The 25008-nt window shown below is 39.7% G+C and carries 26 protein-coding genes; 22 read left to right on the top strand and 4 right to left on the bottom strand.

The features are described 5' to 3' along the window. The first annotated feature begins 77 nt into the window (after positions 1-77). Complete coding sequence (locus QUF49_RS17990) at positions 78-2534, top strand: YhgE/Pip family protein (protein WP_289497058.1); 2457 nt, start codon at positions 78-80, stop codon at positions 2532-2534. Between the two features lie 435 nt (positions 2535-2969). Further along, positions 2970-3647 carry a coiled-coil domain-containing protein gene (locus tag QUF49_RS17985; protein WP_289497057.1) on the top strand — a complete coding sequence of 226 codons (678 nt, stop codon included), beginning with the start codon at positions 2970-2972 and terminating at the stop codon, positions 3645-3647. A 328-nt stretch (positions 3648-3975) separates the two neighbouring features. Here QUF49_RS17985 and QUF49_RS17980 read toward each other — a convergent pair whose 3' ends face one another. Continuing rightward, positions 3976-4629 (bottom strand): B3/B4 domain-containing protein, encoded by a 654-nt coding sequence (locus tag QUF49_RS17980; protein WP_353958318.1) that lies wholly within the window; start codon positions 4627-4629, stop codon positions 3976-3978. Positions 4630-4707: 78 nt separating this feature from the next. Here QUF49_RS17980 and queG point away from each other — a divergent pair, with 78 nt between their 5' ends. From queG to trmL, 4 genes are all read left to right on the top strand, one after another. Then, positions 4708-5853, top strand: a complete 1146-nt coding sequence (gene queG / locus QUF49_RS17975; protein ID WP_289497054.1) for a tRNA epoxyqueuosine(34) reductase QueG — start codon at positions 4708-4710, stop codon at positions 5851-5853. Between the two features lie 59 nt (positions 5854-5912). Then, a complete protein-coding gene (locus QUF49_RS17970) occupies positions 5913-6449 on the top strand; it encodes a methylated-DNA--[protein]-cysteine S-methyltransferase (RefSeq protein ID WP_289497053.1) in 537 nt (178 codons plus the stop codon). 66 nt (positions 6450-6515) lie between these two features. Further along, positions 6516-7397, top strand: coding sequence for an amidase domain-containing protein (locus QUF49_RS17965; RefSeq protein WP_289497051.1), 882 nt, complete (start codon positions 6516-6518; stop codon positions 7395-7397). Positions 7398-7484: 87 nt separating this feature from the next. Next, the gene (trmL, locus tag QUF49_RS17960; protein ID WP_289497050.1) at positions 7485-7958 is read left to right on the top strand and encodes a tRNA (uridine(34)/cytosine(34)/5-carboxymethylaminomethyluridine(34)-2'-O)-methyltransferase TrmL; all 474 of its coding nucleotides are present in this window, start codon (positions 7485-7487) and stop codon (positions 7956-7958) included. A 13-nt stretch (positions 7959-7971) separates the two neighbouring features. Here trmL and QUF49_RS17955 read toward each other — a convergent pair whose 3' ends face one another. Then, positions 7972-8130: a hypothetical protein gene (locus QUF49_RS17955; protein WP_289497049.1), complete on the bottom strand. Its 159-nt coding sequence runs from the start codon at positions 8128-8130 to the stop codon at positions 7972-7974. A 337-nt stretch (positions 8131-8467) separates the two neighbouring features. On the opposite strand from QUF49_RS17955, the gene QUF49_RS17950 reads away from it, so the two are divergent. Continuing rightward, the gene (locus QUF49_RS17950; protein WP_289497048.1) at positions 8468-9025 is read left to right on the top strand and encodes a DUF5366 family protein; all 558 of its coding nucleotides are present in this window, start codon (positions 8468-8470) and stop codon (positions 9023-9025) included. A 205-nt stretch (positions 9026-9230) separates the two neighbouring features. On the opposite strand, the gene QUF49_RS17945 is transcribed toward QUF49_RS17950, so the two are convergent. Then, entirely contained in the window at positions 9231-11069 is a 1839-nt protein-coding gene (locus QUF49_RS17945) for a transglycosylase domain-containing protein (protein ID WP_289497047.1), read from the bottom strand. 171 nt (positions 11070-11240) lie between these two features. On the opposite strand from QUF49_RS17945, the gene QUF49_RS17940 reads away from it, so the two are divergent. From QUF49_RS17940 to yhbH, 4 genes are all read left to right on the top strand, one after another. After that, positions 11241-13136 carry a PrkA family serine protein kinase gene (locus QUF49_RS17940; protein WP_289497046.1) on the top strand — a complete coding sequence of 632 codons (1896 nt, stop codon included), beginning with the start codon at positions 11241-11243 and terminating at the stop codon, positions 13134-13136. A 191-nt stretch (positions 13137-13327) separates the two neighbouring features. Further along, entirely contained in the window at positions 13328-13903 is a 576-nt protein-coding gene (lepB, locus tag QUF49_RS17935; protein WP_289497045.1) for a signal peptidase I, read from the top strand. Positions 13904-13936: 33 nt separating this feature from the next. Beyond that, on the top strand, positions 13937-14110 hold the full coding sequence (locus QUF49_RS17930; RefSeq protein ID WP_197126785.1) for a hypothetical protein: 174 nt from the start codon (positions 13937-13939) through the stop codon (positions 14108-14110). A gap of 199 nt (positions 14111-14309) precedes the next feature. Beyond that, a complete protein-coding gene (yhbH, locus tag QUF49_RS17925; protein ID WP_289497044.1) occupies positions 14310-15476 on the top strand; it encodes a sporulation protein YhbH in 1167 nt (388 codons plus the stop codon). On the opposite strand, the gene QUF49_RS17920 is transcribed toward yhbH, so the two are convergent. After that, positions 15477-15614, bottom strand: a complete 138-nt coding sequence (locus tag QUF49_RS17920; protein WP_289497043.1) for a hypothetical protein — start codon at positions 15612-15614, stop codon at positions 15477-15479. 241 nt (positions 15615-15855) lie between these two features. On the opposite strand from QUF49_RS17920, the gene QUF49_RS17915 reads away from it, so the two are divergent. The 11 genes from QUF49_RS17915 (at position 15856) to QUF49_RS17865 (ending at position 25007) form a co-directional block, all read left to right on the top strand. Further along, a complete protein-coding gene (locus QUF49_RS17915) occupies positions 15856-16710 on the top strand; it encodes a ComEC/Rec2 family competence protein (protein ID WP_289497041.1) in 855 nt (284 codons plus the stop codon). Positions 16711-16826: 116 nt separating this feature from the next. Further along, entirely contained in the window at positions 16827-17492 is a 666-nt protein-coding gene (locus QUF49_RS17910; RefSeq protein WP_289497040.1) for an HAD family hydrolase, read from the top strand. A gap of 4 nt (positions 17493-17496) precedes the next feature. Continuing rightward, positions 17497-17889, top strand: a complete 393-nt coding sequence (locus tag QUF49_RS17905) for a VOC family protein (RefSeq protein ID WP_289497696.1) — start codon at positions 17497-17499, stop codon at positions 17887-17889. A gap of 31 nt (positions 17890-17920) precedes the next feature. Next, positions 17921-19471: a bifunctional GNAT family N-acetyltransferase/carbon-nitrogen hydrolase family protein gene (locus QUF49_RS17900; RefSeq protein WP_289497039.1), complete on the top strand. Its 1551-nt coding sequence runs from the start codon at positions 17921-17923 to the stop codon at positions 19469-19471. Positions 19472-19703: 232 nt separating this feature from the next. Then, positions 19704-21452: a phospho-sugar mutase gene (locus tag QUF49_RS17895; protein ID WP_289497038.1), complete on the top strand. Its 1749-nt coding sequence runs from the start codon at positions 19704-19706 to the stop codon at positions 21450-21452. 116 nt (positions 21453-21568) lie between these two features. Then, positions 21569-21832, top strand: a complete 264-nt coding sequence (locus QUF49_RS17890) for a metal-sensitive transcriptional regulator (protein WP_289497037.1) — start codon at positions 21569-21571, stop codon at positions 21830-21832. A gap of 444 nt (positions 21833-22276) precedes the next feature. Then, a complete protein-coding gene (locus QUF49_RS17885) occupies positions 22277-22579 on the top strand; it encodes a rhodanese-like domain-containing protein (protein ID WP_289497036.1) in 303 nt (100 codons plus the stop codon). A 23-nt stretch (positions 22580-22602) separates the two neighbouring features. Beyond that, positions 22603-23181, top strand: coding sequence for a sulfurtransferase TusA family protein (locus QUF49_RS17880; protein WP_289497035.1), 579 nt, complete (start codon positions 22603-22605; stop codon positions 23179-23181). After that, on the top strand, positions 23181-23576 hold the full coding sequence (locus QUF49_RS17875) for a DsrE/DsrF/DrsH-like family protein (RefSeq protein WP_289497033.1): 396 nt from the start codon (positions 23181-23183) through the stop codon (positions 23574-23576). The genes QUF49_RS17880 and QUF49_RS17875 overlap by 1 nt, the downstream gene beginning before the upstream one ends. A 47-nt stretch (positions 23577-23623) precedes the next feature. Beyond that, the gene (locus tag QUF49_RS17870) at positions 23624-24748 is read left to right on the top strand and encodes an MBL fold metallo-hydrolase (protein WP_289497032.1); all 1125 of its coding nucleotides are present in this window, start codon (positions 23624-23626) and stop codon (positions 24746-24748) included. A 31-nt stretch (positions 24749-24779) separates the two neighbouring features. Continuing rightward, on the top strand, positions 24780-25007 hold the full coding sequence (locus tag QUF49_RS17865) for a sulfurtransferase TusA family protein (RefSeq protein WP_289497031.1): 228 nt from the start codon (positions 24780-24782) through the stop codon (positions 25005-25007). Position 25008 lies beyond the last annotated feature (1 nt).

The following is a 25008-nucleotide window of genomic DNA, read 5'->3' as shown; positions in this document are numbered from 1 at the left end:
ATACATTCTAGTAGATGTGAATACTCATTCACTTCTATCAAAAAATGTTTTTATTTTGTATAAACGGGGGGAAAGGGATGAGTGTCTTTCGCTTATTTTTGGCTGAAATGGCAAAGCTGGCAGCAAAAAAAGGGGTACTGATTTCAGTGATTGCTGCTTTGCTCGTACCGGTCGTCTATGGTGGTATTCTTTTATCACCGACATGGGGACCGTACGATAATTTGTCGAACTTGCCAGTTGCAGTGGTCAACAAGGACAAAGGTGCACTGTCTAATGATGAGCCGATCAATGTAGGACAAGATTTGGTCGCAGATTTAAAGAAAGGCCAGGATCTTGGATGGGACTTTGTTAGTTCTGCTGAAGCTAAAAAGGGTCTTGATAGCCTGAAGTATTACATGGTTATTGAAATTCCTGAAGACTTCTCACAGAGAGTAACTACAGTTTTAGAAGATAATCCGCAAAAACTTGAGTTAAGGTACATTCAAAATGAAGGTTTAAACTTCATGGCGGCGCAGGTAACGAGAAGTGCGACAGAAAAGTTAAGAGAAAAACTTGGGGATAAGATTACAGAGAAGTATGCGAGCAACATGTTTGCAAGTCTCGGAGATGTTTCTGACGGATTTCAAAAAGCAGCAGACGGATCGGGGAAACTAAATACAGGTATTACTGATCTTCATGACGGAACGAGCTTACTTTTGGAATCGCTTACAAATAAGGCGACTGATATTTCGAAATTAGCCAATGGCGCAAAAGAGCTTCAAAATGGAACTGGACAAATGGTTAATTCTTTATCAGCTAAGCAAGCGGATATCAGCAAACTCGCGAATGGATCTCAACAGCTAAGTGCTGGGACTGCAGAAATGCTTCAATCTCTGCAAGCAAAATCAGGCGATATTTCAAAGCTAGCTGCTGGTTCTGAAGCAGCAAATGAAGGTACTGGATTATTATTGCAAGGGTTGAAGGACAAGCAATCAGGCATTAAAGATCTAGCCGCTGGAGCGAAGCAGCTTGGAGATAATATTCCTCAATTAAAACAGGGTACATCTGGAGTTCTTACAGGATTAAAAGGGGTTCAAAGTGCGATAAAGAGTGAACTCGCACCTGGGACACAAGCTGTTTCTGCAGGAGTGAATACGGTAGTAGATGAATCTAAACAACTGGGAGCTGGTCTCCAAGTTTTATCAGCTGATCTTCAGGCTTTCTTAAAGCAGCACCCAGAACTGCAGACAGATCCTGCTTTTATGAAGATATTTGGTACGAGCCAAGCGTTAGCTCAAAAGACTGCTGATCCAGCTAAAGGACAACAGCTGGCTGCTCTTCAACAAGGAGCAGCATCAATCGCTGCTGCGTTCACAGCGAATGAAGTACCTAATCCAAAATCTTTGGCAGACGGTGTAAATCAACTCGTGGCTGGTCAAACTCTAGTTGATAACGGAGTAACAACGCTAAGCGAAAAAGTTCCTCTTCTTCAGCAAGGAACGGCTTCTGTTGAAAGCGGTTGGAACACGATGGTCGGTAAGGTTGGCGAGCTACACGCAGGAACTTCCCAAATCGCTGCAGGAAACCAATCGGTTAATACGGGCTGGACAGCGTTAACGACAGGGGTTACTCAGTTAAATGATGGGGCAAAGCAAATCTCAGCGGGTAACTCTACAGTTGAAAAAGGCTGGCGCGATCTGACAGCCGGTGCAACGAAAATTAACTCTGGGATGTTACAGGTGAAGGATGGAAACACTTCGGTTGAAAAAGGCTGGGGTGAATTGACTGACGGAGTAACGAAGCTAAATGATGGTGCGGGACAATTAAATGATGGAAGCAACGAGCTCTCAACAGGTCTTAAGGATGGAGCAGAAAAAACGAGCGCGATTAAAGCGGCTACCGATAAAAATTTAAGCATGTTCTCATCACCGGTAGAACTGAAAAGTGAAACGGTAAACAAGTATCCGCTATATCGTGATTCGACGGCACCATATGTGCTTTCACTCGCATTATTTGTGGGGATTTTGATTATGTCACTGTTCATCAACTTTAAGAAGCCTGAAGGTATTTCAGCAATCTCATGGTTCGGAGCTAAGTTCATGAACCTTGGCGCACTTGCGATTGTACAGGCATTGCTTCTATCTACTGTCGTTCTGCTTTTCTTACATGTAAAAGTTCAGAACCCAGTTGGATTTATAGCTTTTGCTGTTTTTGTGAGCATCGTGTTTACAGGCATCGTATTATTCTTTGCTTCATTTGGTAACATTGGACGCTTTATCGCATTTGCCCTTGTGATTCTACAGCTTTCAACAACAGGAGCGAACTTGCCGATCGCTATGCTTCCAGAGAACTTGCGTGCATTAAGTGAGTTTTTACCTTTCACCTATTCGATCGCTGGTTTTAAAGCGCTCATTACGTTGAATCATACAAGCTCTGCTTTTGCGAACATGAGTGTCTTGCTTATCTATCTACTTGCATTCAGTCTTTTGTCGATAGCAGTATTCATGTTTACAAAAACGAAAAGTCAGCCACAAAAACTGGATTTAGCGAGCTGATCACAAACTGTATAATACGAATAAAAAGTTCCTGGCTCTCAGCCAGGAACTTTTTTTGAATCTTCTTCTTGTACCCTGAATATGTAGGTGTAAAGGAGGTCATCTAAGGTATGTATAGAGATCGGCGTGCAACGATTTGTCTGATACTAATTACTATCTCCTTGGTTTCCATAACTTTTATTTCGGCAGATATCTTTCACTATATGCATATGATAAATGGCTTGTTGATAAGAATATTCCAATCTTTAAGGCTGCTTGTTGTCATGTTTATTCTTTTAGTGTTTTCTATCCTTGTATTATTTCGATATTTATAGAGATGTTCACACGCCCCTTATTTAAGGGGTTTTTATTTTGTGAGAAAAGCATAATGCTTTATTAATAAAATAAAGTAAAGATAAAGCACTACATACTTTTGGCTCAATAGGGGGTAAGAGAATGAAGGTTGATTTATCTGTGTTTAATAAGAAGTGGCTGTTATATATCTTAATCTCTCTTTTGTTAGTGATTGTTAGTTCTTTATGTGCGCACTCGATCGGGTATAACAAGGCTTCAATACTGCTTCAAGGTAAAAAGGTCATAGCAGATGAAATTGACGGTGAAATCAAAGAGTTGAGAAGTGAGCTAAGAAGTATGGAAGAAAATGTGGAAGCGATGATGGAAGAGGAAAGCAATAAACAAGTTGAATTGGATGATCTGCAAATGAAGTATGAAGAAGTTTCAGAGTTGGTTAGTCAAAAGGAAAACATTCAAAAAGAAGTGGATACGTTAGTGAGTCAAGTCGAAGAAAAGAATGGTGAATTAAACAAGATCAGCGGTGAGATTGCAAATAAGAAAAGTGAGCTTGATAAATTAAATAAAGGCATATTAGCAAAAAAGAAGGAACCCAGAACTTTGGTTGCCGGCGTCTTTTTAGCCGGAAAAGATATTCCTCCAGGACGGTATAAAGTAGAGCCGGTGAACGGATTTGGTAACTACTTTGTAAATGGCGGTAGTAAAGTAAATATCATCTTAGGAAGAGGAGACGATCTGTTCCTTCCTGAATATGTGTTTGAACTGGATGAAGGAGACGAAATTGAAGCCACTCTGTCTGTAAAATATACGCTTGTTGAGTAAAAAGGGCTTGGCTGTAACAAAAATTCAAATTTGTTTAAAAGAACTTGTCATAAATGTCCTATATGCTGCTTATATATAGAACAAGTTAGTTGTAGGTTTTAATGCAGGGCTTCGTTGATCCAATGAAGCCCTGCATTTTTTTGTTTTTCATGTTGATGAGCAATGAATACGGCGAGTTTAAGCAATAATCCGGCGAGATTACATAATAATACAGCGAGTTTAAACAATAATCCGGCGAGTTTTCATCGTATATCAGCGAATCGACAACTTTCACCATTAATCGACCGCAGGCAGAAGCTCCATAGAATAGAACTTGTAATTGAGTTACCTAAATGATTTTGATCTCAGCACTTCCGCCATTCACTTGAGTAAACATCTTAGCCATTGACTCCAATAATTGGCGAGCTTCATTCTTATCCATAGAGGGCTGCAAATAAACGATATGTAGCGCGTTACGTACCGTTTCGTCTACCATCGTACGCTTAGAGTCTACAATCGGACTTCCAAAAGCCCCAGCGGAGTCAGCGGACAGCAGTTTGCCTTCCATGTTCATCTCACGTCCGTTCAAGCCCTCATACGAATCTTCAGCAACACCAATACGAATCTCCACATCACCCTGAATCTGATCAAGATTGTATAGACCGATCGGAATGGCAAAACGAATGGAGAAAAAATTATTCACGTCGACCCCAGAATTGATCGGGGGAAGATCCTTACCGCCTAAAACGCGTCGCAACAATGCTTCTGAAGCAGGCCGGTATCTTGATGGATCAGTGCCTAGCGTTTTAAAAACAGAGCGATATTCAGCGACACCAGGGTAGTCTGCAGCGGTCTTTTCTTCGAGACGCATCGATTCTGTGAAAAGTTGGAATCTTCCCTTTATCATTTGCGGTGACTCGCTAATCGCGATATCATGGTATGTAATTGTGCCTATTTTAAAATTCGGGACAAGTTCGTTTATTTTTGGAGAAATTGTAATCATCATCGAACCCCGTTTCAGTTTTATATATAATTGTAGTTTATCATAAGTGTGAAAAATAAATGTAAAGGAGGGATATGCGTGACAGGTGCCCAGTTGAAGGAAGAGATTGTTGCATATAGTAAAGAAATCGGAATTGACAAAATTGGCTTCGCACAAGCGGATGTTTTTGTTGAGCTAAAAGAACGTCTCCGATTACAGCAAGACCTTGGCTATCAATCAGGATTTGAAGAAAGTGATATTGAAAAAAGAACAGAGCCTGAACGACTGCTTTCGGGTGCTTCAAGCATCATTTCTATCGCTCTAGCATATCCTTCCAAAATGAAAAACGCCCCGAGAAGCATTAAGGGAGAACGAAGAGGTATTTTTTGCAGAGCATCATGGGGGAAAGATTACCACCATATATTAAGAGAAAAGCTCTCATTGCTGGAGGCTTTTATTATAGAAAAAGTTCCAGAAGCGAATGTGAAATCAATGGTAGATACAGGTGAACTGTCAGACCGGGCTGTTGCTGAGAGAGCCGGGATCGGATGGAGTGCTAAAAACTGTGCGATCATGTCTCCAGAGTTTGGTTCATATATGTATCTCGGAGAAATGGTTACAAATATAGCACTTCCACCAGACACGCCAATGGAAGATCAATGCGGTTCATGTAATAAATGTGTTGAGGCATGTCCGACAGGTGCACTCGTGCAGGGAGGACAGCTCGATTCGTCTAAGTGTATTGCATTTTTAACCCAAACAAAAGATTTTTTACCTGACCGATATAGAGACAAATTAGGCAATCGGCTTTATGGCTGTGATACATGTCAGACGGTATGTCCTGAGAACAAGGGAAAAGATTTTCACCACCACGTTGAGATGGAACCTGACCCAGAGATTGCAAAGCCACTATTAAAGCCCTTATTGTCTATGAGTAATAGAGAGTTCAAAGAAAAATTCGGGTATGTTTCAGGCAGCTGGAGAGGGAAGAAACCGATTCAGCGCAATGCGATTATTGCTTTAGCTCATTTTAAAGATGAAACTGCTGTACCAGATCTTGTAAACTTATTAACCCATGATCCTCGGCCTGTCATAAGAGGGACTGCAGCATGGGCCATCGGTAAGATAGGTGGAATGGATGCAGAATTGGAACTATTGTCTGCAAAAGAGCGTGAAAAAGACGATTTGGTAAAGCTAGAGATAGAAAAGGGACTGAAAATGGTTCGAAATCAAGAAATTTCGTAATCGCATATGTTCGAAGTGTCCGATATAGTAAGGTCAAGTAATGAAAAGAAGGGATAATTATGTGTCAGATTAAAACGTTACTCTATTACGAAGAAATGGAAAGCGTAATCGGACCGTTAACAATCATTGCAACGGAGAACGGAATCTGCCGTCTCGATTTTGGTTCAATGGAGGATAACCTTCCATCTTTACGTTCATGGATGGCTAAACATTTTATTAAAGGAGAACTTATACACTCTCCTGTGTATTTGGAAGATGCCATTCAACAATTACATGCATACTTTGCAGGCAACCTGCATGAGTTTAGCGTGAACTATGATTTATTTGGTACCGTTTTTCAAAAAAAGGTATGGAACCAGCTTTCGAGTATTCCTTATGGTGCCACTTGTTCATACAAGGAAGTTGCTCAAGGCATTGGTGCAGCTAAGGCCGTTCGTGCTGTAGGAAGCGCGAATAACCAGAATCCTGTACCAGTATTTATTCCGTGTCATCGCGTCATTGGAAGCAATGGAGCACTTGTAGGATACGGCGGAGGATTAGACAAGAAAGAAATATTATTATCAATTGAACAGAATAGCTGTAAGAAGACATCCTAGAGCCCTTAAAGGGTTCTTTTTTTTGATATCCCACTCATATGTTAGTAGAAGCAGGAGGGATGTCTGATGTGGATGGAAACACTTAAAGCTTATATTCAAAACCAATCGCAGTGGATGATTCATGCAGATGCAGATGGAAGAGGCTTCTTTTTACGAGAAGAACAAGAAAGTTTTATACGTAAAAAACAAATGTACACCGATAGAAATGCGTATATCGTGAACAATCAAACGAACGGAAGTGTTTTGCGAACGACAGAAACAGAAGGCAAAGTTCAGGTAGATTATTTGGTTCATTATAGTTTCTTGATTAAGCATGGCTTTGACTTTTATGTAGAAGAGATGTCTCAAGAACGGCGAGCCATTTTTGAAGATGGTGACATGAAAAGTGATGAACCGGTTAACGTTGAAGGGAATTATCGTGAACTGCCAAAAATAGAACGTGAAAATGAATCGATCGCACCAACGAAAGGCGGATATGACAGACTTGCTGCGGTAAGATATGCAGAGCGATGGTGGAATACGTTTAATCCTGCTTATAAATCATTTGAGAACGATTGCACGAATTATATTTCACAAAGCCTTCATGCCGGCGGAATTCCGATGACATCTCAATCCATTAAGTCTAAAGGCTGGTGGATGCGAAACAATTCCTGGAGCTATAGCTGGTCGGTGGCTAATGCACTTAGGTGGTATTTGAGCGGATCAAAATCTAGTCTTCAAGCGCAAGAAAAGTCTGCAGCTCACTTGTTATTGCCGGGAGATGTAATCTGCTATGACTTTGATGGTGACGGGCATTATCAGCATACGACGATTGTTGTTGCAAAGGACCCTTCAGGTGAACCACTCGTAAATGCACATACGACAAACAGCAGAATGCGGTATTGGGGCTATGAAGATTCAACGGCGTACACAAAGCGCATTCAATATAAATTTTTTCATATTCTATAAGGGGAAAGCTTGCCTTCTAAAGAGTGATATTCCTAAAAAAGTGCTATAATAAGTACTTGTTGGAATATTGTTTTTGAGGTGAGCTTTTTGGCTATACATGTTGTATTATTTGAACCGTTAATTCCTGCAAATACAGGAAATATTGCACGTACATGTGCTGGGACCGGCGTACACTTGCATTTGATTCATCCACTCGGTTTTTCTTTGGAAGACAAATACTTAAAGCGTGCCGGACTTGATTATTGGGAGCATGTAAAATTGTTTCATCATGATTCTTTGGATGCCTTTTATAGTGAATATCCAGACGGTGAGTTTTATTATATAACCAAATTTGGTGAACAAACATACTCAGATTTTGATTACTCAGATTCAGAGAAGGATGTCTTTTTTGTTTTTGGAAAAGAAACGAAGGGACTTCCTAGAGAAGTGATTGATGCGAACATGGAAAGATGTTTGCGCATTCCAATGAATGAACATATTCGTTCATTAAACTTATCGAATACAGCAGCGATCTTAATCTATGAAGCTCTGCGCCAGCAAAGTTTTGGAGAGTTGAAATAAAAGAGCTGTGGAATTATTTTGTAAACCGTGTTGCTTTTGAAAGTAGTTGACTTCCGTTCCAGGTGTTCGCTTTCCGCGGGGCAGGTGGTGAGCCACATTTGTACGTTTCACTCTTAAGTGTCTCACCTGCCCGCCTGTCCCGCAGGAGTCTCACACCTTGCACTCCTGTCAACTTTTCAATGAAGAGAATGAACAAACACAATGAGCGACAACAGTATTCTTTTCGAAAAAGAACAAAATAAAAAAACGTCCTTGTATGAAAAGGGACGTTTTTACTTCCATATGTACATGGATTAGTTTTTTCCAGGACGATCGTTGTAGCCTGCTGTAAAGATGGCAGTCAGGAAGGCGAGCATCACGAGTAGGATGAGGATAAAATCCATTTGAACTCCTCCTTTGAAAGTAGTCTTATTCTTTCCATTCTCTCTACTCATTATAAATGAAAACGGTTTTCATGGGAATGCATTTCTGCGAAGATTTAACATTTTGAGGGGATTCGTGTTGCGCTAATGAAGAAAAACGTTTATATGACAGGGTATCTTCCTCTGTTTTCTATTATCCTGTTCAGCTCTAGTTTTGCCATTTATTTTGAAAGACTTTTAATCGATAAGCTAAAATACTTTGGGGTTTATCAAGGAATGCAGGAGCTGTTTAAAGATCATGTGATTCACCTATCTGTCGGCTTTTGCTTATTTTTATTGTTCTTTATGGGGTTTGCCGCTCTGAAACTATTATCCGATACATTGACTCACTTAAGTTTGTTCTTTTTTTCGAGTGATTCGGAAGGGACTCTTCTTCAGCAAGGAAAGGGCGGGGGATGGTTCTTTTTTGCTGGCGGTATGCTTGCCATTATTTTGAACCACTCTGTGCTGCTTATATGTATCGTGTTTGTTGCAGCATCACTAGTGTACTTCTTTTATCTTTTATTGAGAATCGGCGGGAGTTTAACCACAGTGGGCATCATCGGCATGGTATTTATGCATTTGTTCTTTTGGACAGGCTTCATTCTGCTCGTTGTTTATACGGTGATGCGTCTTTATAATGCATTCGTTGCGGCGATTACATAGCCCCGAATTGTCCTATTGGCAGACTCGCGGGTATATCATAAAAACTCGCGGGATTATTGCTATTTTTCGCGGTATTTACTCAAGATCTCGCGGAATTAATTTGGAAACTCGCGGGATTACCCTAGATTTCTTTAATTTGCCGTATAATAAGTACCCAAGTACCAGCTAAAAACCCTGTCGCTCAATAAGTGACAGGGTTCTTCATTCATTTCTGATGTGCTTTTATCATAATATCTCGCCAAATCATCACTTCCGGTGACAATCCCTCAATAAATCGAAGGCTGCTCGGTTTATCCCGGCCCACCCAAACTCCAGCCGTATATCGATCTGTCAGCCCTACAAACCAAAGATCTTTCACATCGTTTGTAGTGCCTGTCTTTCCGCCAATATAGGCTGAACCTGAAAAACGAGCATCCCTTGCTGTTCCAGAAAGCGTAACTCCTTCAAGCATCTCCCGCATAACGGTGTTTGTCTTCTCACTCCACACTATAACAGGCTGATCGTCCCATTTATACAAAACCTCTCCGCTCTTATCCTTAACAGAAGTTATCAATCTAGGTTTAATATAAGTTCCGTTAGAACCGAAAGTCGTATATGCACTAGTCAGTTCGAGCGGGGAAAAGCCACTGGTAAAACCGCCGAGTGCACTTGCAAGCTGATGATCTTCTCGCATAACAGACGAAAATCCAAAGGAATCTAAATAAGAAAAAGCTTTTTCAACACCTGTTTTCTTTAGTGCTCGGACAGCTGCTGTATTTATTGAACTTGCCATCGCTTTTTTTAATGAGACAGTCCCGTAAGAAGCCCCGCCGTAGTTGTTTGGACAATAATTACCTTCACAGATCTTCGCTGCAGAAATAAGTGAATGCGGTTTTGCGCCAAACACATCAACATAAGGCCCATAGGCGAGGAGTGGCTTTATGGAAGATCCAGGCTGACGCTTCGCTTGATAGGTGCGGTTAAATTCTTCTAACCCGACATTCTTTCCCCCAATCATGGCAACAATTTGTTTTGAAGCATGATCCACAACAACGGCGGATCCTTCCACTCCTTTAAAAGGCAAACGGCTATTAACAGCCTGCAAAGCTTCTTTTTGCAGTCTGGAATCTAATGACGTTTCAACAACAACACCGCTTCGCAACAGTTCATCTCGTTTACGGACAAGGGCATCCGCTGTTAATCCCTTATTACTTGGAGCTCCAGCCAGCAAGCTTAGCAGTTCCTCTTTTACGTAACCAACTACTTCAGGGAAGGGAGCAACCTGCTGTGAAACATTTATTTTAATCGGTTGTTTAACAGCTGCACCATGCAATTCTTCATCAATAAACTTTTGTTCTTTCATTTTATCTAAAATCCATTTTTGCCGTTTCTGTGTGTTGTTGAGCTTTGTTAGGGGATTATATAGTTCCGGATTATTTGGAATTGCTGCAAGCAGTGCGGATTCCCCTAATGTAAGCTTCCCAGCAGGTTTACTAAAGTAATAACGGCTCGCTTTCTCAATACCGTACACACCGTTTTGAAAATAGATGGTATTTATATAAAGCTCGAGGATCTCCTCTTTTGTTAGCTGTTGTTCAATTCGGTAAGAGATTAGTAATTCTTTTAGTTTCCTGTCATATGTACGTTCATGTGTTAAAAAGAGATTGCGGGATAGCTGCTGTGTAATCGTGCTGCCGCCTTGCTGGATGCCGCCGTCTGTTGAGTTGGCTATAAATGCGCGAGCAATCGCTTTCCCGTCTATACCGTGATGCTGTAAGAAGTATTGATCTTCTGTAGCGATAAACGCTTGGCGGATATATTCGGGAATTTGTTTATAAGACAAATAAATACGGCTTTCTTCACCTCTGAATTCGAAAAGAAGGTTTCCGTTTTGGTCGAGAAGACGACTGTTCTCATCAAGGTTAATACTTTCTACCTTAGCGAGCGTTTGAACAGCTTTTTGAAACGGAATATAGTTTTCGAATTCATTTCTTAAACCAACAAATGAAAAGAACACGACACTTAGTAAAAAGAGCACCGCGACAAGGCCAAGCTTTTGGTTCATAATACTTTCTCCGTTTCAAATCACAATGATAAACATATTTTACCATGAAAGGGATAATAGAATTTCTTCGTTTTTAAAATAAAAAATCACTATTCAAACAGAATGATTACGGACATCCCCGCATAGAGTAGATTAACACTTGATGGAGCCAATACAATCAAGGAGGTACTCATGGATATTTTATCGAGAATCCAACTGCATCGTGAAGAAGAACAGCGTTTAGCCTGGGAAGGTACCTTCGCTGAATACCTTGATATTTTACGAGATCGGCCATTTGTTGCCCAGTCTGCGCATTCAAGAGTATACAACATGATCAAAGATGCTGGAATTTCAGAAAAGAATGGTCAAAAGGTGTATCATTTTTTCAGCGATCAAATTTTTGGTTTAGAAGAATCGATTGAAAGACTTGTTGAAGAGTATTTTCATCCTGCCGCTAAACGCCTTGATGTCCGTAAACGTATATTGTTGTTAATGGGGCCAGTATCCGGTGGTAAATCCACTTTAGTTACGATGTTAAAAAGAGGATTGGAGCAATACACAAAAACTCCTGCGGGAGCGGTTTATGCGATCAAAGGTTGTCCGATGCATGAAGATCCGCTTCATCTCATTCCGCAGCACCTGAGAAAAGAGTTTTATAATGATTATGGCATTCGTGTTGAAGGAAGCTTGTCACCGTTAAATACGATGAGGCTTGAACATGAGTATGATAATCGCATTGAAGATGTAATGGTAGAGCGCGTCTTTTTCTCTGAAGACAAGCGAACTGGAATCGGAACGTTCAGTCCATCTGATCCGAAGTCACAGGATATCGCTGATTTAACGGGAAGTATCGACTTCTCAACGATTGCTGAATATGGATCTGAATCTGATCCTCGTGCTTATCGTTTCGATGGTGAGCTGAACAAAGCGAACCGAGGGATGATGGAGTTTCAAGAAATGCTGAAGTGTGATGAGAAGTTCTTATGGCACCTTCTTTCACTCACACAAGAAGGTAACTTTAAGGCGGGTCGTTTCGCACTGATTTCGGCTGATGAGCTTATCGTAGCTCATACCAATGAATCGGAGTACAGATCCTTTATCGCTAACAAGAAAAATGAGGCGCTGCATTCCAGAATTATCGTGATGGGTGTTCCATATAATTTAAAAGTTTCAGAAGAAGAAAAGATTTATGCAAAAATGATCTCTGAGAGTGACATGTCGCATGTTCACATTGCACCTCACGCGTTAAGGGTAGCAGCGACCTTCTCAGTATTGACGCGATTAAAAGATTCAAAGAAACAAGGAATGGATCTGTTGAAGAAGATGAGATTGTATGATGGGGAAATAGTTGAAGGGTTCAATCATGTGGATCTTGAAGAATTGAAGAAAGAATTTTCGGATGAAGGCATGTCAGGTATCGATCCAAGGTATGTGATTAACCGTATTTCTTCAGCCATTATTCGTAAAGAGTCACCTTCTATCAACGCGTTAGATGTTCTGCGTTCATTAAAAGACGGGCTTGATCATCATGCATCCATATCGAAGGAAGATAAAGAGAGGTTTATTAACTTTATCTCGGCAGCTCGTAAAGAGTACGATGATATTGCGAAGAAGGAAGTACAAAAAGCGTTTGTTTACTCGTATGAAGAGTCTGCAAAAACGCTTATGGACAATTACCTCGATAACGTTGAGGCGTATTGCAATAAAAATAAGCTTCGTGATCCGCTTACTGGTGAAGAGATGAGTCCTGATGAAAAGTTAATGAGATCGATTGAAGAACAGATCGGGATTTCAGAGAATGCCAAAAAAGCGTTCCGAGAAGAAATACTTATTCGAATTTCGGCATATGCAAGAAAAGGAAAGAAATTCGACTATAATTCTCATGAGCGCCTAAGAGAAGCGATTCAGAAGAAATTATTTGCTGATCTTAAAGATGTTGTAAAAATTACAACATCGTCTAAAACGCCTGATGAGTCACAACTGAAAAAGATTAATGAAGTTATCGCACGGTTGGTTGATGAGCATGGCTACAATTCAACTAGTGCCAATGAACTACTAAGATATGTAGGAAGTTTGTTGAACCGATAAAATAGCAAAACACACCCTGGACACGATAAAAGGTTGTCAGGGTGTGTTTTTTTACAAAAAAATGGGGAAAACTAAACAAATTCTCAAAGGAAATTGACCATCATGTTTATGATAAAAATAATTGAACTTGTATTTACTTATTTAAAAATGGTAAATTGATACTAATAAGCTAACTAAAGGAAGTGAGCTGTATGAGCTCGGCTCGAAAAGAAAGAAACGGATTAGTAGATTGGATTAAAGCAATTGGAGTTGCACTTATTCTTGCTATTATTATAAAAAAGTTTCTAATTGAACAATATGTTGTATACGGTGAGTCGATGATGCCTACGATTCAAAATGGAAATCGGCTGATCATCAATAAGATTGGCTATGAAATCGGAAATCCAGAACGGTTCGACCTTATTGTGTTTAAGGCAAACCCGAAAGAGGATTATATAAAACGAGTAATCGGTCTGCCCGGAGATCATATTGCGTATAAAGATGACAAACTGTATATCAACAACAAGGCAGTAGCTGAACCTTACTTGCAAGAATTTAAACGGTTTGCTGGCAATCGGACATTGACTGGGAACTTCACACTCGAAGAAATTACAGGACATGACACTGTTCCAAAAGGCAAGATCTTCGTACTGGGCGATAACAGGCTGCATAGTATCGACAGCCGCCATATTGGCTTTGTGGAAATGAAAGATATTGTAGGCGAAGCAAATATCCGTTATTGGCCAGTTGATGAGATGAAAGTTTTTAATGGTTTTAAAAAGGAATAAATGGGGAAAATTTTCTTTAAGAGGTGAATCCCTATGACAAAACAAAATAATGAACCAAAACGAAAAAATAGTTCAATGGCTTCTAACTTTGAAGAAATGAAGGAACATGGCAAAGTAATGGAACATGTTTCAACGAACGAAGAAGTGCGTAAGAGCGGGAAAACGCCAGATCCCCAGCAGCACGACAAAAAGGAATACAACAAATAACAAAACAGGCCATCTTTTCTTTTATAGAAAAGAGGGCTTTTTTTATCGTGAAAGTTTAGCAATTATAAGGAGTACGTGCATATGATAGAGTAACCAACCCTTTTTTTCTGATAAAAGCTGATTCATAAATACAGGATATGTCCTGGGTTGATCAAGAAAAAGCAGCATTGCATCTTGCTGCTCTAGAGGGGGATTAGCAATGAGTGAACCGGATAAGAACAATTTTGTTGTGTCTCAGGAAAACTGGTCCCTCCACCGAAAAGGATATCAAGATCATCAAAGGCATATGGAAAAAGTGCAGGAAGCCATTAAAAACAACTTGCCGGATTTGATAAGCGAAGAGAATATCATTTTATCCAACGGACGTGATGTTATTAAGATTCCAATCCGTTCAATGGATGAATACAAAATCCGATACAACTACGACAAAAACAAGCACGTAGGCCAAGGTGACGGAGATAGCCAGGTGGGGGATGTAGTAGCCAGAGATGGACGTGCCGGACAAAGCGGGGCTGGAAAAGGAAAAGGACCAGCAGGCGATAAACCAGGTGTAGATTATGCAGAAGCAGAGGTCTCGATATTAGAATTGGAAGAGATGCTTTTTAAAGAATTAGAACTGCCGGACCTTAAACAAAAAGAACAAGATCAAATCGTGTTAGAAAAGATCGAGTTTAACGATGTTCGAAAAAAAGGACTTATGGGTAACGTAGACAAAAAGAGGACCATCTTAACTGCGTTTAAACGAAATGCGTTAGTCGGTAAGCCGAGTGTAGCACCTATTCATAATGACGATCTTCGTTTTAAAACATGGAACGAAGTCATAAAACCCGAATCCAAGGCTGTTGTATTGGCTATGATGGATACATCTGGATCGATGGGAATTTGGGAGAAGTATATGGCACGAAGTTTCTTTTTCTGGATGACACGTTTTCTGCGTTCGAAGTATGAAAAAGTAGAGATTGAGTTTATCGCTCACCATACAGAAGCAAAAGTTGTTTCTGAAGAGGACTTCTTTAATAAAGGAGAAAGCGGGGGAACGATTTGTTCTTCTGCATATCGGAAAGCTCTTGAACTCATCGAGACGAAATATTCTTCAAGCCGTTATAATATCTATCCGTTTCACTTTTCGGATGGTGATAACTTAACGAGTGATAACGCAAGGTGTGTGAAGCTCGTTCAGCAGATTATGGAACATTCCAACATGTTTGGTTATGGGGAAGTAAATGCATATAACCGCCACTCCACTTTGATGAGTGTGTATAAGAATATGGATAATCCGAAGTTTAGCCATTATATTTTAAAAGAGAAAGCCGATGTTTATCATGCCATGAAGAGCTTTTTTAAGAAGAATGAAGTGGGTGTTTAATTAGTACCACTGTCGGTGATGAAGGTAGTTGATCTCCGTTTCAGATGCTCGCTTTCCGCGGGGCAGGCGGTGAGCCACATTCGGACGTTTCACTCTTAAGTGTCTCACCTGCCCGCCTGTCCCGCAGGAGTCTCGCATCTTACACTCCGATCAACTTTTCAATGAAGAAATAATCAAAAAGGGCTCAATAGCAGCCATCTTTTAGAAGAGAGCTCTCAGGTAGCATTCTAAGAAACATTCTAAAAAGAGCTTTTGAAATCAAAACAAAACACCCGCATCCATGTATTGGATAGCGGGTTTTGTTGTTGAAACCAGCAGAATTACATATAACTAAGGATATGTTTTATGGACGAAAAATAAATTTTAAGGGGTGTGAGATTTGAAAATAACTACAAGGTTAGCAGCGTTCTGTTTAAGCGTGCTGCTGATATTGGTGGCAGTGCCGCAAAAGGCTCATGCAGACTGGTTTGATCCGCTAACCATCCACTTTTTAGATGTAGGGCAAGCTGATTGTATACTGATTCAAGCTCCCAATGGCCAAACCATGCTGATCGATGGTGGAGATGAACATGATGCGGAAAAGATTATCACGTACTTAAAGAGGGAAGGTGTGACTCACCTTGATATTGTTGTCGCAACTCATCCTCATCATGACCATATCGGATCATTGGATGATGTCATTCGCGAGTTCCCAGTCAGTGTTTTGTACATGCCGAACCTTCCGTACGATACAAAATATTACCATGATCTTTTTCGAGTGATAAACGAAAAACAAATTCCTGTTGATCGAGCGAAAGCAGGAGTTAATTTCAAGATGGGTTTTTCTGTGAAAGTTGAAATGTTGGCACCAAAAGGCTCGTATTACAAACACATCAATGATTACTCAGCGGTGATAAAAATTAAGCATGGCAAAAAGAATTTTCTATTGATGGCAGATGCAGGAGCTGAGGAAGAAAGAGAGATCCTAAGCCGGGGCGGCTATAAAGCGGATGTTATCAAATTAGGACACCATGGGGCTAATACAGGTACAACCATGGAATTTTTGAAAAAAGTAAAAGCTAAAACAGCAGTTATATCGGTCGGACGTAATAACCCCTATCAATTTCCATCAAAAGAAGTGTTGTATCGGTTAGATAACCGGAACATGACGGTATATCGCACTGATCAGCTTGGTGCCATAATCGCAACAAGCAATGGAAAAAAGATTATGTTTAGAACAAATGTGCTTCACTAATGGAGACTTCATTGATAGTAGTAGGTCATAACAGCCTTAAGAAACCAGTTTTCTTGCGTCTTTATGAAAAGTTTAAGAAAATAGGATAAAACGCATAAAGATGGGATGGGGTTACCGTGATCAAAGCACTTGTATTTGATTTTGATGGAACAATCCTTGATACAGAAACTCAGCATTACAATGCTTTTCAAGAAATGTATCAAGAACATGGAAGCGACCTGCCTTTAGAAGTTTGGGGAGAGTGTATCGGTACCCATTCTGAATTTAATCCGTACGAATATTTAGAGAGGCAGATCAACAAGAAGTTAGATCATGACAAGCTAAGAGCAAAGAAAACAGAACGGGCTCTGACCCTAATCTCAGAGCAAAAGCCTTTGCCAGGTATAGAGGATTATCTTGAAGCTGCAAAAGAGCTTGGATTAAAGATTGGACTTGCCTCTAGTTCAACAAGAAAATGGGTAGAAGAGCATCTTGGGAGAAGTGGTTTAATGCATCATTTTGAAGTGATTAAAACGGCAGATGATGTTGCCCACGTTAAACCTGACCCTGCCCTTTATATTGAGGCAGTTAAAGCGTTAGGCGTACAACCAAATGAAGCCATCGCTTTTGAAGACTCTGTAAATGGATCAGTTGCTGCTAAAAAAGCGGGACTTTATTGCGTGGCGATTCCAAATCCCGTAACAAAGCATATGACCTTTAGCGAAGTGGATCATCAGATGGAATCTATTGCAGAGATGAAACTGACAGTACTTATTGAGCAAGCTGAGAAAACAGATAAGTAATATGATCGAAGTATGTGGAATTAACCATATTACCTTAAGGGTTTCAGACTTACTGAAATCTGTTGAATTTTATAGAGGTATTTTAGGTGCTAAAATCATTCATAAAGGGAATACAGATGTATACTTGGATTTCTGCGGAACGTGGATATGTTTACTTGAAATCAAAAATGCAAAACCTATGAATAAAGATCAAACCGGTGTAGATCATGTTGCTTTTTCAATTAAAGAAGAGAAGTTCCCAAGAGCAGTAAAACAGCTTAAAGAAAACAAAGTACACATCACAAGAGGGCCTTTAGAAAGAGGCGGAGGAATGACGGTCAGCTTCACAGATCCTGATGGCAATGAGCTTGAATTATTTACAGGCTCACTCTATGAACGGATGAAAAGTTGGAAGTAATGATTAGAAGCAGGTTAGAGGAGTGGATAGCATGAGTGAGATTGATGTATCAAAATTTGAGAAAAAGATAGAACTGCGAAACATTGAGTTTGAGGATATAGATGAGATTTTAAAGCTTCAGCAAATTTGTTTTCCTAATAATATGGAGCCTTGGGAACGCGATCAATTAGAGAGTCATCTTCGTATTTTCCCAGAGGGCCAGTTTTGCGTAACGTATGAAGGAAAGATTGTTGGGAGCTGCTCAAGCTTAATGCTGAACTTCGATGAGTATGATGATAAGCATACGTGGGACGAGATTACAGACAAGGGCTACATTACAAATCACGATCCTGAAGGTTTTAATTTATATGGCATTGAAGTTATGGTTCATCCTGAATATCGGCGAATGAAGATTGGTGCTCGTCTATATGAGGCACGAAAAGAGCTGGCAGAACAAAAAAATCTTAAAAGTATCATTCTTGGTGGAAGAATTCCAAACTACCATAAGCATTCTAAGGAAATGACACCGAGAGAATATGTGAGAGAAGTCATTCAACATAACATTTACGACCCTGTATTAACCTTTCAGCTAATGAATGGCTTCACCGTTATGCGTTTGAATAAAAGCTATCTTCCAGATGACAAACAATCTAACGCATATGCAACGCTTATGGAATGGAACAACGTTGATTATATTCCTAATAAAACGAAGAAGCACTTTAAGACGAGTGAACCGGTTCGAATTACGACCATTCAGTACATGATGAAGACCATCGAATCATTTGAGGATTTTGCTACCCAAGTAGAATATTATACAGATGTTGCTTCAGATCAAGGGTCAGATTTTGCGGTTTTCCCTGAACTCCTTACAACACAACTGCTATCGTTCTGTGAAGAAAAGAGTCCTAGCTTAGCGATTCGAAAGCTGACAGAGTTTACAGAGCAGTACATTGAACTATTTACGAACCTTGCAGTACGGTACAACGTAAATATTATCGGGGGATCCCATTTCGTTGAAGAAGATGGAGATATCTACAATGTTGCTTACTTGTTCAGACGTGATGGTACGATTGATAAGCAGTATAAAATTCATATAACACCAAACGAACGTAAATGGTGGGGAATAACGGCAGGAGATAAAGTTCAAGTATTTGATACAGATTGCGGTAAGGTTGCAATTTTGATCTGCTATGATATCGAATTCCCAGAGCTTTCACGTATCGTGACAGATCAAGGGGCAAAGATCATCTTTACACCTTTCTGTACAGAAGATCGCCAAGGATACCTCCGTGTCCGCTATTGTTCGCAAGCCCGTGCGATTGAAAATGAAATTTATACTGCAATTGCAGGAACAGTAGGTAACTTATCACAAGTGGAGAACATGGACATTCAGTATGCCCAGTCAGGTATCTTCACACCGTCCGATTTCTCATTCCCAAGAGACGGAATCGTAGGGGAATGTCATCCGAACATTGAAACGGTTGTAGTAGGCGATGTTGACCTAGAGATTTTAAGAAGACAGCGTAAAACAGGTAGTGTAACTCTTCTCAGAGATAGACGATTAGATCTGTATAGTGTTGTTCAAAAAGATAAAAGTAAATAATAAAAGGAAAGCGGTAAAGCAAATGATGCTTGCCGCTTTTTTTCTATTTCTCGGGAAATATCGTGAATCATGTCAAATAAACGTAAGCTGATCTCGGCAGGTTTTATTTTTATGCTGAAAGCGGTATAATAAAGGCCGTATTTAATAGATATGGCAGGAATAACTCGATTCATATCGAAACTAAATAAAAATCAACATACATAATTTTTATAAACTAGAAGGAGGCAGTACTATGTCCTGGGAGACAACTTATGAAAAGTGGATACAAAATGAAAAACTGGAACAGCCATTACAAACTGCATTAGAAGGAATGAAAGAAAACAGGACTGCACTTGAAGACTGCTTTTATAAAAACCTAGAGTTTGGCACTGGTGGTATGCGCGGGGAAATCGGACCAGGTACAAACAGAATGAACACATATACAGTTCGAAAAGCATCATTAGGACTCGCTCACTTTATCGAAGAGCAAGGGGAGAAAGCAAAAAAGCGCGGAGTTGTAATCGCTTATGATTCGAGACATCAATCCCCTGAATTCGCTATGGAAGCTGCTAAGACATTTGCATCACAAGGAATTCAAGCTTATGTATTTGAAAGCTTAAGACCAACTCCTGAATTATCTTTTGCTGTTAGATATTTAAAAGCGTATAGCGGTATTGTTGTTACAGCAAGCCACAACCCTCCGGAATATAACGGTTACAAAGTATATGGTCCAGACGGAGGACAGCTGCCTCCAAAAGAGGCTGATGAAGTTATTGAAAAGGTAAACGCTGTTGAAGATGAGCTATCTATACAAGTTAAGCCAGAAGAAGAGCTAAAGAACATCGGCTTGATCCAAGTTGTTGGTGAAGAGATCGACAAAGCATACATGGAACAGCTAACAAAAATCAGCTTGAACCGTGAAGTGATCAAAGAAATGAACGACTTGAGCATTGTTTTTACGCCACTTCATGGGACGGCAAACATACCTGTAAGAAAAGGTTTGGAGCAGTTAGGATTTACAAACGTAACGGTAGTAAAAGAACAGGAACAGCCAGATCCAAACTTCACTACAGTTAAATCTCCAAACCCTGAAGAGCATGCTGCATTTGAACTAGCTATTAAGTATGGGAAAGAAGTTAATGCTGATATCTTGATGGCTACAGATCCAGATGCAGACAGAGTAGGGATTGCGGCAAAAAACAGTTCTGGTGAGTATGAGATTTTAACGGGGAATCAGACTGGTGCACTTATGATTGAGTACATTCTTTCTCAACGTAATGAGAAAGGCAGTCTTTGTTCCAAGGGAATCGTCTTCAAAACAATCGTAACTTCCGAACTAGGGCGAGTGATTGCTGAATCTTACGGATTAACGTGTGAAGATACCCTGACAGGTTTTAAATTTATTGGTGAAAAAATTAAAGAATACGAAAAGAACGGAAAACATACTTTTATTTTCGGATATGAAGAAAGTTATGGTTCTTTAATCGGAGACTTCGTGCGCGACAAGGACGCTGTTCAAGCATGTTTAATGGGAGCAGAAATGGCTGCTTATTACAAAAAACAAGGGAAAACACTTTTTGATGCGTTAACAGATGTTTATGAAAAGCACGGATTCTACAAAGAGGATCTTGAGTCTCTCACATTAAAAGGTAAGTCTGGTGCAGAACAAATCGAGGGTCTACTGGCAGGCTTCAGAGCTGACATGCCACTTGAGATCAATGGCCAGAAATTAGTGATTTCAGAGGATTACAAAGCAAGCATTCAATATAATGTAGAGAAGAATGAAAGTAATGACATTCATCTTCCGAAATCCAATGTACTTAAATATCAATTGTCAGATGGTTCTTGGTTCTGCGTAAGGCCGTCAGGGACAGAGCCGAAAGTGAAGTTTTATTTTGGTGTTCAAGCCGATACGAATGAAAAAGCTAACAATACCTTATTGAACTTGAAAAAAGCCGTTATGGATTTGGTTCATGAAAGAATGCAAAAAGTGGCACAATAAAAAGGACGAATGGCTGAAAGGCAAATGTCTCTCAGCCTTTTTTTCTCCTAGTTGACAAGTTATTAAAACAGGTGTAGTATACCCCTATAGGTATTTCATGAAGAGGAGGTGCTGATTTGGAATACACACAAGAAATGAAAAATCGTCTAAAAAGAATTGAGGGTCAAATACGCGGAGTGCTGCGTATGTTAGAAGAAGAGCAAGATTGTAAAGCCGTTATTACACAGCTTTCTGCTTCACGAACTGCTATTGATCGTACGATTGGATTAATTGTCGGCACGAATCTTGAACAATGCTTGCGTGATCAAATGGAAAGCGGAGAAGAAATGAACTCCGATCTGGTTAAAGAAGCCGTTCAGCTTCTTGTAAAGAGCCGCTAATATCTGTCATAAGCATCGTCTGTTGACAGATTCTCTTTTGTCGTTTAATATACCCCTATGGGTATTTATGAAGTGGAGGTGACAGTTTGAATATTACGGAAAAAGCAATTGAGTACATTCATGGAAAATCTGTTGCTCCATATAGAGTAAGAATATTTAAGGCTGGCTTTGGCTGAGGCGGACCCCGAATAGGTGTTGCCCTGGATGGGTCACATAAACAAGATATTGTCATTATGTTAAATGATATTGAAATAGCTATTGATCCAGTTATAGAACCATTCATGAAAGATGCAATCATTGATTTAAACCAAATATTTTTTATCAAGCAACTGTGTGTTAGAAGTAATAATATTGGATCGTGCTAAATTTTTTTAGTTTTTAATATACCTGTACGGGTATAAGTATTACGTATCATACATTCTTTAAGAGAGGGGATAATAAACGGTGTCTTTTAAAACAATTGAACCACAAGAAGTAAAACGTTTAATGAAAGAAGGAAATCAGTTAAACATCATTGATGTTCGTGAAAACGATGAAGTTGCACAAGGCATGATCCCAGATGCTAAGCATATACCGCTTGGGGAGATTCCTTATCGATTGAACGAATTGGATGCAGCAAAAGAATACATTATGGTTTGCCGCTCTGGAAAACGAAGCGAGAAAGCTTGCAGTGTTCTAACTGCTAACAATTTTAGAGTCATTAACATGACTGGCGGCATGCTTAGTTGGAACAACGAAACAAAATAAAGACTATGTGGAGGTTTGAATAAATGAGTATTAAAGTAGATCAAGTTTTAGATTGTAAGGGATTATCTTGTCCATTGCCAATCGTACGTACGAAGAAAGCAATGGACCAGCTTGAAGCAGGTCAGGTCATTGAAGTTCAGGCAACAGATAAAGGTTCATTGGCTGATATTCAAGGGTGGGCTAGAAACACAGGAAACCAATATCTAGGTACAAAAGAAGATGGGGATGTTCTTAAGCATTATTTAAGAAAAGCGAACCCTGGTGAAGTAAAAGAAGCAGCTAAGTTTGAGCATACGATTCAAAACGATGAATTAGAAAAAGCTTTGGCTGAGAATAAAGAAGACATGATTCTGCTTGATGTTAGAGAACCTGCAGAATATGAGTTCAAACGTATACCTGGGGCAGTATCTATTCCTTTAGGAGAACTTGAAAGCAAATTAGACACACTTGATAAAAACAAAGAAATCCATGTGATTTGCCGTACTGGCTCAAGAAGTGATATGGCTGCTCAAGTTTTATCTGAAAAAGGTTTTGAGCGTGTGAAAAATGTATTGCCAGGAATGTCAGAATGGACTGGAACAACTGAAGGAGGAAATCAATAATGGCTAACAAAACTGCAATTATCGCAAGTAACGGAAGTGCTTTTGATGCATACAAGGTATTCAACATCGCAACAGCTGCCGCATCTGCAGATTATGAAGTAACGATTTTCTTCACATTTGAAGGTCTGAACTTAATTCATAAAGAGGGCTATAAAAACTTGCCGCTGCCAGCAGGAAAAGAAAATATTGCTGAAGGATTTAAAGCAGCAAATGTTCCTTCAATCCCGGAACTGGTTGAAATGGCTGTAGAAATGGGCGTTAAGATCATCGCTTGTCAAATGACGATGGATGTTATGAATCTGAAAAAAGAAGACTTTATCGACGGAATTGATGTTGGCGGAGCAATGATGTTCTTAGATTTCGCAAAAGATGCAAACATGACATTAACATTTTAATTCTAATTAAAAATTTTAAAACAAATTATACCTGGGGAGGTATTTAAATGGTTAAAGCATTATCAGCTAAAGAAGTAGCAAAACGTGTTGTAGAAGGCAAAATGTTTATTCTAGACGTTCGTAATGAAAGTGATTTTAAAGACTGGAAAATCGAAGGAAAAGGAATTGAGTCGATCAACCGTCCTTATTTCGATCTAATTGATGGTGTAGAAGATGTATTAGAACACCTTCCAAAAGAAGAAGTATTAGTTGTCTGTGCGAAAGAAGGATCTTCTGTAATGGTAGCAGAGATGCTTGATGAAGCAGGTATTAAAGATGTGTATTACCTTGAAGGCGGTATGAAAGCCTGGAGCGAATACTTGATGCCTGTGAAGATCGGCGACTTAAAGGATGGAGGCTCTATCTATCAATTCAACCGAATCGGTAAAGGCTGCCTTTCATATCTCGTAGAATCAAACGGTGAAGCGGCAATCATTGATTCCGCTCGTACGATTGAAGCTTACGAAGATTTTACTAAAGAACATAATATTGAAGTTAAGCACATGATTGATACTCACCTTCATGCTGACCACATTTCTGGCGGACGCCGTCTTGCGGAAAAAACGAACGCAACGTACTGGCTGCCTCCAAAAGATGCTGAAGAAGTAACGTTCTCTTATGAAGCATTAGAAGAAGGCAAAGACATTTCGATCGGTAATACAAAGATTGAAATTCAACCGCTATATACACCAGGTCATACGATTGGAAGTACGTCTATGATCGTTGACGGACAATACTTGCTATCTGGAGATATTCTATTTGTGGATTCAATCGGACGTCCAGACCTTGCTGGTAAAGCTGAGGACTGGGTGAGTGATCTGCGTGATTCTTTATACAACAAATACAACAATCTTTCAAAAGATCTAGTGGTATTGCCAGCTCACTTTGGTAAAATCAGCGAACTTGATGAAAAGGGTGCTGTTCAAGCTCCTCTAGGAGAGCTATTTGAAAAGAACGAAGGATTAAACATTAAGAGTGAAGATGAGTTCCGTAAGGCTGTAACAGAAAACTTACCGCCTCAGCCAAACGCATATCAAGAAATTCGTGAAACGAACATGGGTAAAATCGATCCATCAACTGATGAACAGCGCGATATGGAAATTGGTCCAAACCGCTGTGCGATCACTGAATAAATAAAACTTAAATTACTAGGAGGTTCTTCAAATGAACGTAAAACAAACTTTAGATACAAAAGGGTTATCTTGCCCAATGCCAATCGTAAAAACAAAAAAAGCTATGGATACTATTTCTAGCGGAGATATCTTGGAAGTACTTGCAACTGATAAAGGTGCAGTAAACGACTTATCAGCTTGGTCAAAATCATCTGGTCATGAATTGTTAGAACACAAAGAAGAAGACGGCGTATTCAAATTCTATATTCAAAAAGGTTAAT

The organism is Fictibacillus sp. b24 (assembly GCF_030348825.1).
GTDB lineage: Bacteria > Bacillota > Bacilli > Bacillales > Fictibacillaceae > Fictibacillus.
The sequence above is the reverse complement of the archived record's forward strand: the minus strand, read 5'-3'. Positions and strand labels throughout refer to the sequence as shown.

Coding starts and splice junctions, on each gene's coding strand:
- QUF49_RS17990 (WP_289497058.1), top strand. CDS start 78: ATGAGTGTCTTTCGCTTATTTTTGGCTGAAATGGCAAAGCTGGCAGCA.
- QUF49_RS17895 (WP_289497038.1), top strand. CDS start 19,704: ATGTCCTGGGAGACAACTTATGAAAAGTGGATACAAAATGAAAAACTG.
- QUF49_RS17930 (WP_197126785.1), top strand. CDS start 13,937: ATGACAAAACAAAATAATGAACCAAAACGAAAAAATAGTTCAATGGCT.
- QUF49_RS17965 (WP_289497051.1), top strand. CDS start 6,516: ATGTGGATGGAAACACTTAAAGCTTATATTCAAAACCAATCGCAGTGG.
- lepB (WP_289497045.1), top strand. CDS start 13,328: ATGAGCTCGGCTCGAAAAGAAAGAAACGGATTAGTAGATTGGATTAAA.
- QUF49_RS17920 (WP_289497043.1), bottom strand. CDS start 15,614: ATGCGAGACTCCTGCGGGACAGGCGGGCAGGTGAGACACTTAAGAGTG.
- QUF49_RS17950 (WP_289497048.1), top strand. CDS start 8,468: ATGAAGAAAAACGTTTATATGACAGGGTATCTTCCTCTGTTTTCTATT.
- QUF49_RS17870 (WP_289497032.1), top strand. CDS start 23,624: ATGGTTAAAGCATTATCAGCTAAAGAAGTAGCAAAACGTGTTGTAGAA.
- QUF49_RS17945 (WP_289497047.1), bottom strand. CDS start 11,069: ATGAACCAAAAGCTTGGCCTTGTCGCGGTGCTCTTTTTACTAAGTGTC.
- QUF49_RS17865 (WP_289497031.1), top strand. CDS start 24,780: ATGAACGTAAAACAAACTTTAGATACAAAAGGGTTATCTTGCCCAATG.
- QUF49_RS17940 (WP_289497046.1), top strand. CDS start 11,241: ATGGATATTTTATCGAGAATCCAACTGCATCGTGAAGAAGAACAGCGT.
- QUF49_RS17985 (WP_289497057.1), top strand. CDS start 2,970: ATGAAGGTTGATTTATCTGTGTTTAATAAGAAGTGGCTGTTATATATC.
- QUF49_RS17880 (WP_289497035.1), top strand. CDS start 22,603: ATGAGTATTAAAGTAGATCAAGTTTTAGATTGTAAGGGATTATCTTGT.
- yhbH (WP_289497044.1), top strand. CDS start 14,310: ATGAGTGAACCGGATAAGAACAATTTTGTTGTGTCTCAGGAAAACTGG.
- QUF49_RS17875 (WP_289497033.1), top strand. CDS start 23,181: ATGGCTAACAAAACTGCAATTATCGCAAGTAACGGAAGTGCTTTTGAT.
- QUF49_RS17980 (WP_353958318.1), bottom strand. CDS start 4,629: ATGATTACAATTTCTCCAAAAATAAACGAACTTGTCCCGAATTTTAAA.
- QUF49_RS17900 (WP_289497039.1), top strand. CDS start 17,921: ATGAGTGAGATTGATGTATCAAAATTTGAGAAAAAGATAGAACTGCGA.
- QUF49_RS17970 (WP_289497053.1), top strand. CDS start 5,913: ATGTGTCAGATTAAAACGTTACTCTATTACGAAGAAATGGAAAGCGTA.